Raw genomic sequence first — 16832 nt, 5'->3', positions numbered from 1 at the left:
CCCGGAGGTTATTGTGATCGTGGATGCAGCTGAGCTATGCGCAGAACTGATCCGATTCGATACCAGTAATTTTGGCGAAGGAAAGAGCAATGGGGAGAGGCGACTCGCCGAATTCATTGCGAAAAAGCTGAAATCCGCCGGTTATCAGCCTTTATTAATGGGTCCTGATCCGGAACGGCTCTCTTTAGTGCTTCGAGTTCCCGGAAAGCGGCGAGAACTCCCCGGATTGCTCGTGCAGGCGCACCTGGATGTGGTTCCGGCGGAAGCAGAGCAATGGAGCCTTGAACCCTTCAGCGGATTGATCAAGGACGGCTATATTCATGGCCGGGGTGCCTGCGATATGAAAGACATGGTGGCCATGACGCTGGCCACCTTGCTGGAGTGGGCTGCCAGCGGGGAGCGACCGCAGCGGGATGTGCTGGTAGTTTTCGTGGCCGACGAAGAAGATCGAGGTGACTATGGGGCTGCCTGGCTGGTGGCGGAGCATCCCGAACTCTTCGCCGGGGTGCAGGCTGCCATCGGTGAATCTGGTGGCGCGGCTCAGCTGCTGAAAGCCTCAGACGGTTCGACCGTCAGGCTTTATCCGATAGCTACAGCGGAGCGTGGCACCCTGCACCTGCGAGTAAGGGCTGAGGGTGTCTCCGGTCATGGATCGCGGCCGGTCAAGGTCAATGCGGTCAGAAACCTGCTCGATGGCTTGCATCGCGTGGCGCACTATTCCTGGCCCTTGCAACTGACCCCGGTGGTCAGCAGATACTTGGAGCAGACCACGAAGGCTCTTGGCTTCACCGCTGATCTCGGCAGTGAAGAGGGCGTCCGATCTGCGATCGAGGCGATGGGCGAGGCCGGTGAAGTGGCCGCCGTGACGGTGCGCTGCTCGGCCACCCCCACCGTGCTGCGAGCGGGTTACAAGGTGAACGTGATTCCCGGGGTTGCAGAGGCCGATATCGATGTTCGATGTGTGCCCGGGGCAGAGGAGAGCACCTTGGCCACCCTGGACGAGCTGCTCGGGCCCGCCATCAGTAGGAGCTTCATCGCACACGAATCACCTGTCAGCTCGGAGATCGATTCGCCGTGGTTCGCCGCAATGACCGACAGCATCATGCGTTACGACCCCGACGCCGTCGTCGTGCCGTATTGCATGGGCGGCGGAACCGACGCCAAGGCTTTCAGCTCATTGGGCATTTCCTGCTATGGATTTTCGCCGCTCGGAGCCGATCCGGACGGCCGGAGCCCTCAAGGGGTGCACGGAGTGGATGAGCGAATCCCGGTGGCCAGTGTGCGTGCCGGGCAGCGCATCCTGCATGACTTCTTGAGCCATGTCTGAGTCGAAACGGGGGAGTGTTTCAGAGGCTCGGCTGGGAGTCTTTGAGAGCTTCCTGCAGAAAGCCTGCTCGACGCTCCAAGGCGCTTGCCGCCTGCGCAGGAGAGAGCCCGGTGAGCAGTACCAGGATCGCTGCCTTGACCGATCCGTCCACTGAGTCCAGGGCGGCCGAGGCGGCTCGAGGGTCGGCCCCGGTGGCCCGGATCACGGTGCGCTCACTGCGGGCGCGCAATTTATCATTGCCGGCCTGCAGATCGACCATCAGATTGCGGTAAGTCTTGCCCAATCGCACCATGGCGAGAGTGCTGATCATATTGAGCACCATTTTCTGCGTGGTGCCCGCTTTGAGCCGGGTGGAGCCGGTGAGGAACTCAGGGCCTACCTCGATCTCGAGTCTTAGCTCGGCGAGATTTCCGAGCGGAGACCTCGCATTGCAGGCGAAGCCCACGGTGAGTGCGCCGGAGGCTTTCGCGGTCTCGATGGCACCGAGTACATAGGGAGTGCGCCCCGAAGCTGAGATGCCGACGACCGTGTCGTGGCCGTTCAGGTCAAAGGCTGCTATGTCCCTGGACCCGGCTGAAGCGCTGTCTTCGATGTTTTCAATGGCATTCTTGAGAGCGCTATCGCCGCCCGCTATCACCCCGACCACCAGCCCAGGATCGGTGCCGAAGGTTGGCGGGCATTCGCTGGCATCCAGCACGCCGAGTCGGCCGGGGGTTCCTGCTCCGACGTAGATCAATCTGCCGCCTTGCCGCATCCTCAGGACGAGCTGATCGATGATGTTCGCAATGGTCGAGACGGCGGTGCCGATGGCCAGAGGGACTTTGAGATCTTCCTGGTTCATCGCGGAGACCAGGTCGAGGGTGGACATGGCTGCCAGGTCGTCGAGTGCTGGGTTGGAGGCTTCCGTCGTGAGAGTCGCCAGCTCGGCGCGCAGCTCCGTGTATTTATCCATGCAGGTCACCAGGTCCTTATTCCAGCCATCGTAAATAATCTACACGCTCGTTAAAAGGCTTGTAAATTTGCGACATTCGGCCGATAGGTGCCTGAGTGCCGCCCGAGATCTTCCCTCTGGCTGGCTCAGTTCAGCTGGGGGCTTGCTGTGGATGCGCCGATGCAACTTGTATACCTATGTTTAGGACCGTAGGGTTTCGGGTTATGTGAGAATCGTTCTCAATTTATGACTGTCGACCTTGTCCACTAGGAGGTCGATCTGAGGGAGTGTTTCTAATGGGTAAAGTTTTGAGATGGTCCGCGGCCTTGGGCGCGCTCAGTCTTGGCTTCGCCGGGGTTTTCCCGAGCGTCGCACATGCTGCGTCGGCTGGCAACGACGTCGCCGGTCTTAGCTCTTTTGATTATGACCTTGGCCAAACTGCGTTTGCTGATCCGGGCCTGAGCGATGGCGGGATGAGCGAGTTGGCTGGCAGGGTTTATCTGCCAGCGCGGCCTGCCCACGGCAAAGTGCCCGTGGTCTTCTTACTCCACGGTTCATGGATTGGTTGTCTCAACTCCACGACCTGGAAAAGCTATCAGGATGCTCTGCATACAGCCGGGTTGCCAGGAGCCCTGGATAATAACGCGACAAAGTTCCTGACAGACGGTACGCCCTTACCACCCGAGGTGAAAGCAGCGAGAAAAGATTATTACTCAAGTGTGAGCGGTTGGCCTTGCCCATCGGGAAGCACCCCGACCAAAAGCAATCTCGGCTATGAATATCTAGCTCAATCCCTGGCTCAAAAAGGTATTGCGACGGTGAGTATCGCCGCTGACGGTCTCAATCAGTTGCAAGGAGATAATCGAAGGACAAGAGCGAATCTGCTCAATAAACAGATGGGCCTATGGCAAGAATTCACCACTCAGGGAACCGGCGTTTTGGCCAATGCGTTTAAATCGGCCGGTGCCAATATATTGGATCTGCAGAGGATCGATATGACCCGAGTAGGTACTTTAGGCCACTCACGAGGCGGCGGCGGCGTCATCAATCAAGCCTCCCAAGCCTATCTATCTGAGGTGCCTGCGGGAGTCCAGCTCAAAGCCGTTGCAGCACTCGCTCCGTCCTTCATCGGCAGAAATTTTCCAGCCAACGAGGACACCCAGGATCTTCCGGGACCACAGATTCCCTTCACGATGTTCGGAGGCAATTGCGATTCGGTTGCACAGGGGAGCAACGCACTGATCGATAGCTTGGCCAAAGAAGCGAAACTTCCGCAATACCGCAATGTGATTTTATCCGGCGGCGTCCACAACTTTTTTAATACCCGGTGGGCTCCGTCGAGCGAGCTGCCTGAGGCGACCGACGACGCTCTGCACCCGGACCCCAACCCACAGGGCACGTGTCAGGCTCTCTTTGCGGGGAGTGGTCAGGTGAAAGAACTGACCGAGCAACAACAGCGCGGAATCGCTGCGGAATATCTGACGAAGTACTTTCAGCGTTATTTGCTCGACGATAAGTCGTTAGAGGCGGCATTAGATGCCTCCAACGCTCCGATGACAGTGACGAAAGCTATTACTGTGCCGGTAAAGCCCGAGCCGAGTCCACCGGTAGATCCTGGCTCAGGTCATCCGGCAAATTCCGGCTCGAATCCCGCTGCTAACGGAGGTTCGGCGGCGGGTGCCGCGGGTTCTGCCGCTGGGGCCGGAAGCTCGGCAGCCCTTCAGACTGCCGGCGCGGGAAAAGCAGCCAGCGGCGGAGCGGGACTCGGCGATCAAGACCAGCCAGCAATTGAGCAGGCAGCCAAATCCACCGGACCGTTGGCAAACACCGGAAGTAGCACGGAGCCCTTACTCTGGGCGGGCGGCGGAGCGGTGATCTTGGGCGTGCTGGCTCTTCTGGTTCTGAGTAAACGTCGACAGCCGAAAAACAAACACTAGATCCATCACCAAAAGCGTTCTAGGTCAGCGGGGAGAATGCTTCGGTCTTCTTCCCGCTGTGTCTGCCGAGAATTTAGCCGGCGAGTAGTTGCGCAACAGCCTGCGCGCTGACTCTGGAAGCGTCAAAGCAGTTGAGGGTGCGAATTGCAGGATCCAGACCGGGAGCTAAACCGGCATTGATGCAGATGGCCTGCGGGCTGATCTCCGCCAGTTTTTCCAGCTGGGAGAACTGCTCCCCGCTATTGGTGAGAGAATCCGCCAGCACAACTAACGAAACATTCGACGCTGCGGGGTTGAACAGTTCTTCTCTGTCTCGAACTTCGACGTGCCGGTATGCGGAAAGCGCGGTGGAAAAGAAATTGCCGACCTTCCCGGTGGCCAGATTCTGGGTGCCGCGAAGATCGAAGAACTGCACCCCGCCTTCTGCTAAGCGAGGCATCTGTGGTGCGTTCGTTGTACAGGCCTGGCTGATCAGACTCAGCCAGTCGATTGTTTTTTCCGGGATCGTTGGTTTCGCCTGCTGGTTCTCGCACCACTGAGCGAGAGTCAGCACCTTGCGCTGGGCACGGCGCAGCGTACTCAACGGCAAGGTGCCGTCCGAGACAGCGGAGACGAGTGCCCGGAAGACCTCCTGATATTCCGCTTCGTCTGTTTTGCTGCCCGGGTTATCCGGGTTTCCCAGGCACAACAGATCCGCGCCGGCTAGCATCGCCTGCACTGCTCCGGGGCCGGAACCCACGGTGGCCCGGATCGCCGCCATATCGAGGGCATCGGTGATCTGCACGCCGTGGAAACCCAGCTCCCTGAGCAGCTCACCCGCTGCCGGGTTCAGGGTGGCCGGCAGTTCTTGTTGTTCCGGGCTGCCCAGACCGGGCACCACGATATGCGCCGTCATCACCGCTTGAGTGCCATTGCTGATCGCAGCGCTGAGCGGGGGCAGATGCTTGGCCCGGAGTTCCGCCAACTCCAGTTCCAGACGGGGCAGCCCCAGGTGGGAGTCGGTCACCGTGTCCCCATGACCGGGGAAATGCTTAGCGCAGGCGCTGACGCCGAGCGACTGGAGTCCGCGCACCATAGCCGCACTGTGCCGCGCAACTAGCTCGGTGTCCGAACCGAAGGAACGGATCCCGATCACCGGGTTGAGCGGATTGGTGTTCACATCGGCGACCGGGGCGAGATTGAGATTGATCCCGGCGGCGAGGCACAAGCGGGCCAATTGTCGTCCGGCCGCTTCGGTCAGGTCAACATCATCGAGCTGACCCAGCATTGCGGCACTGGGCAAGGTTGAGCCGGCGGAGGCCTGTAGCCTGCTGACGCTGCCGCCTTCTTCATCCACGCCGATCACGGCTTGCGGATTGGCCGCCCGGATCTCCGCGGAGAGCGCGGTCAACTGAGCCGGGTCATCCGGATCGATGTTCTGCCGAAAGTAGACCACTCCGGCCAAGCCTTCCCGCAGCTCCTCACGGAGCCACTCCGGCAAGGTTCGGCCGTTGAATCCAGGCCAGATGACCGCGTTGACCAATCGCTTCAGTTCTTCAGGGGCGGCCTGGGTATCAACCATGTGTCATAGCTTATGGGAGTCGATGAAGACAACGGAGCAAACGTGGCAGCGGAGTCGTGACATAAACTTGAGCCGTGACTCCTGTAGAAATTGACCGCGTCCCGATCCGTCGAGCACTGATCTCCGTTTACGACAAAACCGGGGTGGAGGAGTTAGCCACTGGGCTGCACGCCGCCGGGGTGAGCATTGTCTCCACCGGCTCCACGGCAGCCAGGATCCAGAGCGCGGGGATTCCCGTTATCTCTGTGGAGGAGATCACCGGATCGCCCGAGATGCTCGACGGCCGGGTGAAGACCCTGCACCCCCGAATCCACGCCGGTATTCTGGCTGATCGGCGGCTGGAAGATCATGTTCAGCAATTGACGGATCACCAGATTGAGGCCTTCGATCTGGTCGTGGTCAATCTTTACCCCTTCGTCGAAACGGTTCGTTCGGGCGCTGCGCAGGACGCCGTCATCGAGCAGATCGACATCGGCGGACCTTCCATGGTGCGTGCTGCGGCGAAGAACCACGCCTCGGTCTCCGTGGTGGTGGACCCGGCTCGCTACCCCGAGGTAGTACGGGCTGCTCAGCAGGGAGGGTTCCTGCTCACCGAACGTCAGCAGCTCGCAGCAGCGGCTTTTGCGCACACCGCGAGTTATGACAACTCTGTGGCCTCCTGGACCGCAGCCCAATTCGGCGACGGTGCCGATGAGAGCAACTGGCCACCCTATGCCGGGCTATCCCTGGAACGCTCAGAGGTGCTGCGCTATGGCGAGAATCCGCACCAAGCGGCAGCACTCTACGTGGACAAAGCCGCGACGCCGGGAATCGCTCAGGCGGATCAGCTGCACGGCAAAGCGATGAGCTACAACAATTTCGTCGACGCCGATGCGGCTCTGCGTGCGGCTTTTGATTTTGACCAGCCTGCGGTGGCGATCATCAAGCACGCCAACCCCTGTGGCATCGCGGTGGCTCCGGCCGGCTCGGCGGATCCTGTGGCGGAGGCCCATGCTCGGGCGCACGCCTGCGACCCGATGAGCGCCTATGGTGGCGTGATCGCGGTGAACCGTCCGGTGACGGCGGGACTGGCGGCAAATCTTAAGGGCGTGCTGACCGAGGTGATCATTGCGCCGTCCTTCGACGCCGACGCTCTTGAGCGGCTTCAGCTGCGTCAGGATATCCGTCTGCTCACGCTTCCCGAGGGCTATCGGCGCGACCCCGCCGAATATCGGCAGGTCTCCGGCGGGGTGCTGCTTCAGCTGGGGGACACCATCGCAGCCGAAGGCGACGATCCGAGCAACTGGCAGCTGGTCGCCGGCGAAGCCGCGGACGAAAAGACCTTGGCCGATCTAGTCTTCGCCTGGCGGGCGATCCGGGCGGTGAAGTCGAATGCCATCCTGCTGGCCAATGACGGCGCCGCAGTGGGCGTCGGTATGGGGCAGGTCAACCGCGTCGACTCCTGCAAACTCGCGGTGGAGCGAGCGAATTCGCTGGCTCTGGACGAGAACGGCAATCCGATCGAACGCGCTCGCGGTGCGGTGGCTGCCTCTGATGCCTTCTTCCCCTTCGCGGACGGTCTGCAGATCCTGCTGGACGCCGGAGTGCGCGCCGTTGTTCAGCCGGGTGGCTCGAAGCGAGACGACGAAGTCGTAGCGGCTGCTCAGGCGGCGGGCGTCACGATGTACCTGACCGGGGCGCGGCACTTCTTCCACTGATTCCGCTGAGGCCCGCCGAGCTCGAGTGAGTGAGATACGGGATCCGATTCCCCATAGCGTTTGAGACTTTTTATCGCTAATGTTTGCCTGTAATCACTTCAGACAAATGTAGGGAAATCAACGATGCTCTCCACCTACGCTTCGCTGCCCGCTCGGGCTGTTATCAATGACACCGGGATTACCCTGATGACCTGGGGCCTAATCATCGCCGGAATCCTCATGCTCGCTACTGCTTTTCTGCCGCGGCTCAAGACAGGGCAGCGGGTGACCGCCATTATTTTCGGTGTGCTCTTCATCGGCTACGGCATCTATGTCTCGTTGCCGTCGACACGCGACGTTTTCATCAGCCTGTATATGTTCATCGTCCCGGTGGTGGTGCTGATCGCCAATATCTCGGGCTCGATCAAGGGCAACCGTGACGTCACCGTGCAGCACCATGGCCCGGCTGGCTACGATCCCCAGCAGAACCAGGGGTATCCGGGGCAGAATCCGGCTGGTTATGGCCAGCCGGGTCAAACCGGATACTACCCTCAGGCTGGGCAGCAGCCCTCTCAAGGGCAGAACCCTAGCCCAGCCGCGTACCCGGACCAATCCGCTCCGTCGGGCCAGTCAGCTCAGCCTCCTTACGGGCAGCAAGCCTCACCCCAGCCCTATCAGGGTCAGCCCGGTGGCGATCCTTATCGCCAGCCCACTGACCCAACCGCCTAGCCGCTGACGCTGGGGCCCGCCGGAGAGCATCCGGCGGGCCCCAGCGCTTTCTGTCCTGAGCGGGTTCCATCCAGCTGGCGTTTTCCGCCCCGGGGATGCGCTCTCTCAGCACTGGCGTGCCCAGCGACCATCGCTGATCACTCAACTCCTCCTGCTCCGGTGGTTCTCTTGCCTCGGGCCAAGCCCTCCATGAACACCCGGGCCATCCGCCGATTGAAACTCGGCGGTTCGCCGGGCACCGGCTGGCAGATCAAAGCGACAGTGGTGAGCACCTCACGGGCCGTCACGTCGTCGCGGGCGCCCTGCTCGCTCGCTGCTCGGTCGAGCAGGCTCTGCAAGGCCGGTTCCAGCCTGTCCAGAAGCCGTTGGGGGAGATCGTCATAAGCAGGGTCGCCGGAGTGAAGCGCTGCGGCGAGGCCGCTTTTGGTGCCAACGAAATCCGTGAAGCGCTCGGCCCAGGCCAATAACGCCTCCCAGGGGCTGAGCTTCTTCCCGAGCTCTTCTGCGGCCTCGATACATTCGTCGATCTCATGTTGCAGAACAGCGATGATGAGATCGGATCTGCGGGGGAAATGCCGATAGAGCGTACCGACGCCTACCCCTGCGCTGTCGGTGATCTGCTTGGCCGGGGCAGCCACCCCGCTCTCCGCGAAAATGGTTTTTGCGGCTCCCAGCAGAGCGTGCAGATTCCGTTGCGCGTCAGAACGCTGCGCGCGAGGCGGCTCGATGACCTGACCCTCAGCCCGGGTGCCCGGTTTCATCCTCTCGGCTGCCATGGTGCTCCTCTTGATAAACGGAAAATGTTTCCGTATAGTTTCGGAAAGAGTTTCCGTTTATTTGAAGTCTACGTCATCGGAAAACCTCGAACCCGCACCTTCACGTTGGGAGAACCTTCATGCAGTATCGAAACCTTGGCCGAACCGGTATTAAAGTCAGCCCTTATGCACTTGGTGCGCTGATGTTCGCAACTGAAGTCGGTAACCCCGATCCAGAGGACTCCGTCCGAATCATCCACAAGGCTCTCGATGCCGGGATCAACCTCATCGATACCGCGGACGCCTATGGCGATTCCGAGGAAGTCGTCGGCCGGGCACTCAGGGGCCGCCGGGATGATGTGGTGCTCACCACGAAGGTCAGTCGCCCGATGGGCAGCGATCCCAATCAGCAAGGTGCCTCTCGGCGCTGGATCATGACCGCCGTCGAGAACTCATTGCGCCGTCTGCAAACCGACCATATCGACGTCTATCAGATTCAGCGCCCCGATCCGGACACCGATATCGAAGAAACGCTGTCCGTGCTGACGGACCTCGTCCGCAGCGGCAAGATCCGGGCTTTCGGCAGTTCGACGACGCCGGCGTCGAACCTGGTGGAGGCCCATTGGGTGGCGGAGCGCAGAGGCCTGGAGCGGTTCCGCACCGAGCAACCGCCGTACTCGATTCTGAATCGCAGCATTGAGCGCGAAGTGCTCCCGGTCGCGCAGCAATACGGCATGGGTGTGCTCGCCTGGGGGCCATTGGGCCAGGGGATGCTCACCGGGCGGGTTCGCCGGGGGCAGCAGAACGACGTCACCCGGGCGAACTTCTTCAAAGCGTTCAGTGACGAGCGGCGCCTGGACGCGGTTGAACAGCTGATTCCGCTGGCTCAGGATGCGGGGCTGTCGATGACCCACCTCGCGATGGCCTTCGCGATCTCTCACCCAGCGATCAGCAGTGCGTTGCTCGGGGCCAGGACCATGGAGCAACTCGATGACCTGCTCGCCGGGGTCGACGTCGTGCTCTCCGATGAGGTCCTGGATCGGATCGATGAGATCGTGCCGCCAGGAACCGATATTGGCACCCTCGATCAGGCCTATCAACCACCGGCCATTCAGAGGACGGAATTGAGACGTCGGACACTCGCTGGGCGTTCTGCTGCCTGAGCCGGAGGTCTTCTGCCGCCCACCAAAGCCTGTATTCGCTTCAGTGGAAGGCTGGCTTTGTCGAGGCCAGCTGGGGTAAGGGCGGATTTAACCCCAGTACCACACACATGGCATAGTTAGAAGCAGAATTTCGAAGACAATTCACCAAGCCTTTCAAGGAGATCTGCAGTGGCTGAAGTATCCAAAATCAAGGTAGTGGGCCCCGTCGTTGAGCTCGACGGCGACGAGATGACCCGGATCATCTGGCAGTTCATCAAGGATCGTCTGATCCACCCCTACCTCGACATCGACCTGCGCTACTACGATCTCTCCATTCAGAACCGTGATGCCACCGACGATCAGGTGACCATCGACGCCGCGAATGCGATCAAAGAGCATCACGTCGGCGTCAAGTGCGCCACCATCACTCCGGACGAGGCCCGGGTCGAGGAATTCGGCCTGAAGAAGATGTGGGTCTCGCCGAACGGCACCATCCGCAACATCCTCGGCGGCGTGGTCTTCCGCGAGCCGATCATCATCTCCAATATCCCTCGGCTGGTGCCGGGCTGGAACAAGCCGATCATCATCGGCCGTCACGCCTTCGGTGACCAGTACCGGGCCACCAACTTCAAGGTCCCCGGCCCCGGCACTCTGACGCTGACCTTCACCCCCTCCGACGGCGGCGAAGAGATCAAGCAGGAAGTCGTCACCTACCCTGAAGAGGGCGGCGTCGCGATGGGGATGTACAACTTCAATGACTCGATCAAGGATTTCGCTCGGGCCAGCTTCGCCTATGGTCTGCAGCGCAATTACCCGGTCTATCTTTCGACCAAGAACACCATCCTGAAGGCCTACGACGGCCAGTTCAAGGATCTCTTCCAGGAGGTCTTCGACAACGAGTTCAAAGAGCAGTTCGATGCCGCTGGCCTGACCTACGAGCATCGCCTGATCGACGACATGGTGGCCTCCGCGATGAAGTGGGAGGGCGGCTACGTCTGGGCTTGTAAGAACTACGACGGCGATGTGCAGTCCGATACCGTGGCGCAGGGCTTCGGCTCGCTCGGCCTGATGACCTCAGTGCTGATGACCCCGGACGGCAAGACCGTCGAGGCTGAGGCGGCACACGGCACGGTGACCCGTCACTACCGCCAGCACCAGCAGGGCAAGCCCACCTCGACCAACCCGATCGCCTCGATCTTCGCCTGGACCCGTGGCCTGATGCACCGTGGCAAGATCGATAACACCCCCGAGGTCGTGCAGTTCGCGGAAACCTTGGAGGACGTGGTGATCAAGACCGTGGAATCCGGCAAGATGACCAAGGATCTCGCTCTTCTGGTCAGCTCGGATCAGGCCTTCCTGACCACCGAGGATTTCCTGGCCGCACTGGATGAAAACCTCTCAGCGCGCTTGGCTGGCTAAGACCTCAATAAAAGAGCGCCCCTTCTGCGGAAGGGGCGCTCTTTTATTTAACTTTGATGTAAGGCCTTAACAGTTTCTGTGTTTTTGCTGAGCGGAATACCGGACTATACTGTGATTCGACTCACATTGTGTAACACAATGGACCCATACTTGTTATCTGATCTTTGCCACAAAGTGTGTCCAAAACCACGAAATTGGCTGTAATGTCAGAAAACATATTCGGTCTGATGCAGGGCACACTCGCACGCCCTGTGCTGACCACTGTTGGAAGGGATATCTATGTATCGCAAGAAAATGCTTGCTGGCCTGGCCATTGCAGCCACCGCCGGTTTGCTCATCACCTCCTGCGCCAATCAGGCCAGCACCGGGGGAAGCAACTCCGCATCGAGCGGCAACGGCGTGAACATCCCCGCCGTCACCTCCGTGGATGTCCCGAAGGACGCGGTACTGCCGAAGGGCGATGGCAAGGCCAGCTGCCCGTCAACGACGACGTTGGCTTTCGGGGGAGCCGAGACCGGCGGTAACGCACAGCTGGGCATCAACATCTACAACGGGGTGCAGCTGGCGATCAATCAGCACAACGAAGCCAACCCCGGTTGCCAGGTGCAGTTCAAGAAGTTCGATACCGAAGGCGATCCCAACAAGGCCACCGGCCCGGTGACCCAGATGGTCTCCGACGCCAGCATCATCGGTGCCGTCGGTCTGGCCTTCTCGGGGGAATCGAAGGCCACCGGAACCATCTTCGACGAAAAGGGCCTGGTGCACATCACCCCGTCCGCGACCAACCCGGCGCTGACCCAGAACGGCTGGAAGACCTTCTTCCGCGGTCTGGGTAACGACTCCGTGCAGGGGCCGGCCGCAGCCAACTTCCTGACCGGCAAGCTCGGTGCCAAGAAGGTCTACGTGGTGCAGGACGACTCCGATTACGGCATTGGCCTGGGCACCTCCACCACCGCGGCGCTCAGCAGCGATGTGCTGGCGGGCTCGGACAAGGTGACCACGGGTCAGAAGGACTTCTCAGCGGTGATCTCGAAGATCATCAATGCCAAGGCTGATGCGGTGTTCTACGCCGGTTACTACGCCGAAGGCGCTCCTTTCGATCAGCAGCTGGTGGGCAAGGGCTACACCGGAACGTTCGTCGGCCCCGATGGGGTCAAGGACGATCAGTTCATCAAGGGCGCCGGGGATGCTTCCTCGAATGCCTACTTCACCTGCCCCTGCATCCCGGGCGAGCTGATCCCGAGCTTCCAGAGCGAATACAAGAAGCTCACCAACGCTGAGCCGGGCACCTACTCGATCGAAGGCTACGATGCCGCCACCGTGCTGCTGGCCGGTATCGACGCCGGTAAGCAGAACCGCGCTGATCTGCTGGCTTGGGTGAAGAGCTACGATAAGGACGGCTTGAGCAAGCACTACAAGTGGGACGACAAGGGCGAGCTGCAGGCCCCCACTGTCTATGGCTACAAGGTAGAGAACGGGAAGATCGTGCCGATCGGCCCGATCGATAAGTAAATACCCCGTGCAGATATGCTGTGGGGTCCGCAGCCGGACCCCACAGCATATTTTTGATCAGTCTTCCCCTGAGAGCCAGGACAAAATATGCTCGCTACCCTTATTCATGCTGTGCCACAACTGGTGCCAGCCGACGGTGAATGGATCACCTTCGACGTCAATTCATTCGCGCAGAACTTCTGGAGTGCCACCTTTGACGGCCTCACCTTCGGCGCTATTTACGCACTCGTAGCCCTTGGATACACCCTGGTCTACGGTGTGCTGAACCTGATTAACTTTGCCCACTCTGAGGTCTTCATCGTCGGTTGTTACGGGGTGGTCTTCACCCTCGCCGGGCTCGGCTTCGGACCCTCGGCTCCGAACCTCGACATCTGGTCGATCATCCTCAACCTGCTGCTCGCCATGCTGGTCGGTATGGCCGCATCCGCCTTGACGGCTTTCCTGCTGGAGAGACTGGCCTATCGACCGCTCCGGAAAAAGAACGCACCGCGACTGGTCTTCCTGATCACCGCGATCGGTGCTTCCTTCGTCATCCAGTATCTGTTCTTTATCTGGCGGGGGCCGAATCCCGAGCCTGCTGTCATCATGTTCAAGCCGACGCCGGTGTTCGACGTCTTCGGCACCATCATCGATTCGCAGCAACTCGTCATCGTGATCGCCGCGGTGATCATGATGATCGTGGTCGACCAGTTCATCCGCAGATCGCGCACCGGCCGCGGGATCCGGGCGGTCGCACAGGACCCGGACACCGCGACCCTGATGGGGGTCAATAAAGAGCGCATCATCGTCACGACCTTCGTGATCGGTGGCGTGCTGGCGGGTGCCGCCGCCTTGTTCTACGTGATGAAGATTCCCTCCGGCGTGCAGTACAACGGCGGTTTCGTGCTGGGTATCAAAGCCTTTGCTGCTGCGGTGCTCGGCGGCATCGGCAATGTACGCGGAGCCTTGCTCGGCGGCCTGCTGCTCGGCGTGATCGGCAACTACGGGCAGATCCTGCTCGGCAACTCACAATGGACCGACGTGGTCGCTTTCGTGGTGCTGGTCCTGGTGCTTCTGGTGCGGCCGGAAGGCATCCTGGGTACATCGCTGGCGAGGAGTAAAGCATGAGAAATTTCTTCAGCAATCTCGGGAGCAAATGGAATACCCTGCCGAGGCCGCAGCAATGGGCCTTCATCGCCATCGTGGTGGTGCTCGCCTTCTTGCTCCCGGTGGTCAACCCGCCGTTCATCACCACGGAACCAGGCACCAACTTCTCCATCACCTGCGCGCAGATGGCGGTCTACGCCCTGGTCGCAGTGGGGCTGAACATCGTGGTCGGCTACGCGGGGCTGCTCGACCTGGGCTATGTGGCCTTCTTCGCCGTCGGCTCCTATGTGGCAGCCATGCTGACCAGCCCGGACTCGCCGTTCCTGAAGATCCCGTTCCTCTGGACGGTCCCGGTCGCCATGGCGGTCACCATGTTCTTCGGAGTGATCCTCGGTGTGCCGACGCTACGACTGCGCGGCGACTACCTGGCCATCGTGACCCTGGGCTTCGGTGAGATCATCAGGATCCTGGCCACCATCATTCCCGCGATGCGCGGTCAGGTCGGCTTCCAGGACGTCGGGCGGCCTCCGGGTGTGGCAGCCGACGGGACCCCGCTCTTCGCGAATTCGAACGGCCTTCCCTGGTATTGGCTGACCCTGGTGGTCATCATTATCGTGCTGCTGCTGGTCGGTAATCTGGAACGCAGCCGAGTCGGCCGCTCTTGGGTGGCGATTCGCGAGGACGAGGACGCCGCCGAGATCATGGGTGTACCGGTCTTTAAGTACAAGGTCTGGGCCTTCGCACTCGGGGCCGGAGTGGGAGGCATCGCCGGGGCGCTCTTCGGCGGGCAGATCGGCTTCGTGAACAATCAGAAGTTCGACGTGCCGACGTCGGTGCTGTTCCTGGCCGCAGTGGTGCTCGGCGGCGCCGGCAATAAGGTGGGTGCACTGATCGGTGGTGCCCTCGTGGCCTATATCCCGCTGCGCTTCACCGCGATCGCTGACTATAAGTATCTGATCTTCGGGCTGGCCCTCGTGCTGCTAATGATTTTCCGCTCTCAGGGCCTGCTGGCGGCTCGTCAGCGACTGCTGGCCTATGGGCGGAGTGCCTATCTGCGCTTGAGAAAGCTCAAGAACGACGAACCGGGTTCTGGCGGACTGAGCGGGTCGATCGCTGAGGGCAAGGAGGCAAAAGCATGAGCACGGATTCAGTGGATGAAGCCGCACTGGCAGCTCAGGGCATTGATCTCCAAGTGGCTCAGAAAGCCGCTCCCAACCGGGACTACAAGGTTCAGGTGGGGGACAACCTGATCGAGGTGAAGAACCTCACGGTGAAGTTCGGCGGTCTGACTGCGCTTGACGATGTGTCCTTCAATATCAAGCGGGGCGAGATCCTCGGTTTGATCGGGCCGAACGGTGCGGGCAAGACCACGTGCTTCAATGCGATGACCGGTGTCTACAAACCCACGAGTGGCAAAGTGCTGCTTGAAGGGCAGTCGATCGGCGGAATGCAGCGGCACAAGATCACCCAGATCGGGTTGTCCAGGACCTTCCAGAACATTCGCTTGTTCCGTGAGATGACCGCTCTCGAAAACGTGGTCGTGGGGCTGGACGCGAGGCATCGCACCAGTGTGCTCGGCGCTTTGCTCCGATTGCCCAGGCACGTCCGCGAAGAGAAGAGCGCCATCGAGCGTGGGATCGCGCTGCTGGAGTTCGTCGGCATCGCAGATCACGGGGAGACCCTGGCGAAGAACCTTCCCTACGGCTACCAGCGTCGGTTGGAAATCGCCCGAGCGCTGGCCACCGATCCGAAGGTGCTCTGCCTCGATGAACCGGCCGCCGGCTTCAATCCGGCGGAAAAGGAAGAGCTGATGGAGCTCATCCGCACGATTCGCGATGACGGGTATACGGTGCTCTTGATCGAGCACGATATGAAACTCGTGATGGGGGTCACCGATCGAATCGTGGTGCTGGAATTCGGCAAGAAGATCGCCGACGGCCTGCCTCATGAGATTCGCGAAGATCCCAAAGTTATTGCGGCCTATCTGGGGGTTCCCGAAGATGACATTGCTTGAGTTGAAGAACGTCGATGTGCACTATGGCCGGATTCAGGCCATCAGGGGTATGTCCTTCGGCGTCGAAGAAGGCGAGATCGTCTCACTCATCGGGGCTAATGGTGCGGGCAAGACCACCACGATGAAGACTATCTCGGGATTGCTCAGCCCGAGTGCTGGGTCCATCACCTTCGAAGGGCAGGAGATCACCAAGGTCAAACCCCATATCCGGGTGGTGCGAGGGATCTCTCAGGCTCCCGAAGGGCGGGGAATCTTCCCGGGGATGACCGTGATGGAGAACCTGGACATGGGAGCTTTTGGGCGGTCGGACAAAAGCGGTCTGGCGCAGGATCTGGAGCGCGTCTTCGACCTCTTTCCGCGGCTCAAGGAACGCCAGAAGCAGTTCGGCGGCACCATGTCCGGTGGCGAGCAGCAGATGCTGGCGATCGGCCGGGCGCTGATGTCGAATCCGAAGCTGCTGCTGCTCGACGAGCCCTCCATGGGCTTGGCTCCGCAGTTCATCCGGCAGATCTTCACCATCATCACCGAGATCAACAAGCAGGGCACCACAATCCTGCTGGTTGAGCAGAACGCCAATCAGGCCCTGGCTAGGGCCCACCGGGCGTTCGTGCTGGAAACCGGAGAGATCACGCACAGCGGTACCGGAAAGGAACTGCTGGCGAATCCGGCGATTAAAGAAGCCTATTTGGGCGTAGCCTAAGCCTGTGGGGCAACGCCCACAGGTCCTACTGATTGAGTTGAGG

14 protein-coding genes are annotated in these 16832 nt (G+C 60.6%); 11 read left to right on the top strand and 3 right to left on the bottom strand.

All coding sequences use genetic code 11. The annotated features are described in order from the left end of the window. Positions 1-13 precede the first annotated feature (13 nt). On the top strand, positions 14-1327 hold the full coding sequence (locus tag ABDK06_RS13065; protein WP_394941711.1) for a M20/M25/M40 family metallo-hydrolase: 1314 nt from the start codon (positions 14-16) through the stop codon (positions 1325-1327). A gap of 19 nt (positions 1328-1346) precedes the next feature. Here the strand turns inward: ABDK06_RS13065 and murQ are convergent, their stop codons facing one another. After that, a complete protein-coding gene (gene murQ, locus ABDK06_RS13060; RefSeq protein ID WP_394941709.1) occupies positions 1347-2279 on the bottom strand; it encodes an N-acetylmuramic acid 6-phosphate etherase in 933 nt (310 codons plus the stop codon). Between the two features lie 275 nt (positions 2280-2554). Here murQ and ABDK06_RS13055 point away from each other — a divergent pair, with 275 nt between their 5' ends. Further along, positions 2555-4195, top strand: a complete 1641-nt coding sequence (locus ABDK06_RS13055) for an LPXTG cell wall anchor domain-containing protein (protein WP_394941707.1) — start codon at positions 2555-2557, stop codon at positions 4193-4195. A 73-nt stretch (positions 4196-4268) separates the two neighbouring features. On the opposite strand, the gene ABDK06_RS13050 is transcribed toward ABDK06_RS13055, so the two are convergent. Further along, a complete protein-coding gene (locus ABDK06_RS13050) occupies positions 4269-5756 on the bottom strand; it encodes a glycoside hydrolase family 3 protein (protein ID WP_394941705.1) in 1488 nt (495 codons plus the stop codon). Positions 5757-5830: 74 nt separating this feature from the next. Between ABDK06_RS13050 and purH the strand changes: the two genes are divergently transcribed. Beyond that, positions 5831-7453: a bifunctional phosphoribosylaminoimidazolecarboxamide formyltransferase/IMP cyclohydrolase gene (gene purH / locus ABDK06_RS13045; RefSeq protein ID WP_394941703.1), complete on the top strand. Its 1623-nt coding sequence runs from the start codon at positions 5831-5833 to the stop codon at positions 7451-7453. Between the two features lie 123 nt (positions 7454-7576). Then, on the top strand, positions 7577-8161 hold the full coding sequence (locus ABDK06_RS13040; RefSeq protein WP_394941701.1) for a DMT family transporter: 585 nt from the start codon (positions 7577-7579) through the stop codon (positions 8159-8161). A 137-nt stretch (positions 8162-8298) separates the two neighbouring features. Here ABDK06_RS13040 and ABDK06_RS13035 read toward each other — a convergent pair whose 3' ends face one another. Further along, positions 8299-8937, bottom strand: a complete 639-nt coding sequence (locus tag ABDK06_RS13035; protein ID WP_394941699.1) for a TetR/AcrR family transcriptional regulator — start codon at positions 8935-8937, stop codon at positions 8299-8301. Between the two features lie 119 nt (positions 8938-9056). On the opposite strand from ABDK06_RS13035, the gene ABDK06_RS13030 reads away from it, so the two are divergent. The 7 genes from ABDK06_RS13030 to ABDK06_RS13000 all read left to right on the top strand — a co-directional run bounded on the left by ABDK06_RS13030 (position 9057) and on the right by ABDK06_RS13000 (position 16789). Next, positions 9057-10079, top strand: coding sequence for an aldo/keto reductase (locus ABDK06_RS13030; RefSeq protein WP_394941697.1), 1023 nt, complete (start codon positions 9057-9059; stop codon positions 10077-10079). Positions 10080-10247: 168 nt separating this feature from the next. Next, complete coding sequence (locus ABDK06_RS13025) at positions 10248-11477, top strand: NADP-dependent isocitrate dehydrogenase (protein WP_394941695.1); 1230 nt, start codon at positions 10248-10250, stop codon at positions 11475-11477. A 279-nt stretch (positions 11478-11756) separates the two neighbouring features. After that, positions 11757-12989 (top strand): branched-chain amino acid ABC transporter substrate-binding protein, encoded by a 1233-nt coding sequence (locus ABDK06_RS13020; protein WP_394941693.1) that lies wholly within the window; start codon positions 11757-11759, stop codon positions 12987-12989. An 87-nt stretch (positions 12990-13076) separates the two neighbouring features. After that, complete coding sequence (locus ABDK06_RS13015; protein ID WP_394941691.1) at positions 13077-14096, top strand: branched-chain amino acid ABC transporter permease; 1020 nt, start codon at positions 13077-13079, stop codon at positions 14094-14096. After that, on the top strand, positions 14093-15214 hold the full coding sequence (locus ABDK06_RS13010) for a branched-chain amino acid ABC transporter permease (RefSeq protein WP_394941689.1): 1122 nt from the start codon (positions 14093-14095) through the stop codon (positions 15212-15214). The genes ABDK06_RS13015 and ABDK06_RS13010 overlap by 4 nt, the downstream gene beginning before the upstream one ends. Then, positions 15211-16089 (top strand): ABC transporter ATP-binding protein, encoded by an 879-nt coding sequence (locus ABDK06_RS13005; protein ID WP_394941687.1) that lies wholly within the window; start codon positions 15211-15213, stop codon positions 16087-16089. The genes ABDK06_RS13010 and ABDK06_RS13005 overlap by 4 nt, the downstream gene beginning before the upstream one ends. After that, positions 16076-16789, top strand: a complete 714-nt coding sequence (locus ABDK06_RS13000; protein WP_463401508.1) for an ABC transporter ATP-binding protein — start codon at positions 16076-16078, stop codon at positions 16787-16789. Before ABDK06_RS13005 ends, ABDK06_RS13000 begins: the two co-directional genes overlap by 14 nt. Positions 16790-16832: the final 43 nt, after the last annotated feature.

The organism is Psychromicrobium ferritrahens, from assembly GCF_043789415.1.
Classification (GTDB): domain Bacteria; phylum Actinomycetota; class Actinomycetes; order Actinomycetales; family Micrococcaceae; genus Renibacterium.
This window is presented reverse-complemented; position numbering and strand designations above follow the sequence as displayed.

What these genes read in the sequence shown, in the direction of transcription:
- murQ (WP_394941709.1), bottom strand. Translation starts at nt 2,279, where the DNA reads ATGGATAAATACACGGAGCTGCGCGCCGAGCTGGCGACTCTCACGACG.
- ABDK06_RS13055 (WP_394941707.1), top strand. Translation starts at nt 2,555, where the DNA reads ATGGGTAAAGTTTTGAGATGGTCCGCGGCCTTGGGCGCGCTCAGTCTT.
- ABDK06_RS13050 (WP_394941705.1), bottom strand. Translation starts at nt 5,756, where the DNA reads ATGGTTGATACCCAGGCCGCCCCTGAAGAACTGAAGCGATTGGTCAAC.
- ABDK06_RS13040 (WP_394941701.1), top strand. Translation starts at nt 7,577, where the DNA reads ATGCTCTCCACCTACGCTTCGCTGCCCGCTCGGGCTGTTATCAATGAC.
- ABDK06_RS13035 (WP_394941699.1), bottom strand. Translation starts at nt 8,937, where the DNA reads ATGGCAGCCGAGAGGATGAAACCGGGCACCCGGGCTGAGGGTCAGGTC.
- ABDK06_RS13030 (WP_394941697.1), top strand. Translation starts at nt 9,057, where the DNA reads ATGCAGTATCGAAACCTTGGCCGAACCGGTATTAAAGTCAGCCCTTAT.
- ABDK06_RS13020 (WP_394941693.1), top strand. Translation starts at nt 11,757, where the DNA reads ATGTATCGCAAGAAAATGCTTGCTGGCCTGGCCATTGCAGCCACCGCC.
- ABDK06_RS13015 (WP_394941691.1), top strand. Translation starts at nt 13,077, where the DNA reads ATGCTCGCTACCCTTATTCATGCTGTGCCACAACTGGTGCCAGCCGAC.
- ABDK06_RS13010 (WP_394941689.1), top strand. Translation starts at nt 14,093, where the DNA reads ATGAGAAATTTCTTCAGCAATCTCGGGAGCAAATGGAATACCCTGCCG.
- ABDK06_RS13005 (WP_394941687.1), top strand. Translation starts at nt 15,211, where the DNA reads ATGAGCACGGATTCAGTGGATGAAGCCGCACTGGCAGCTCAGGGCATT.
- ABDK06_RS13000 (WP_463401508.1), top strand. Translation starts at nt 16,076, where the DNA reads ATGACATTGCTTGAGTTGAAGAACGTCGATGTGCACTATGGCCGGATT.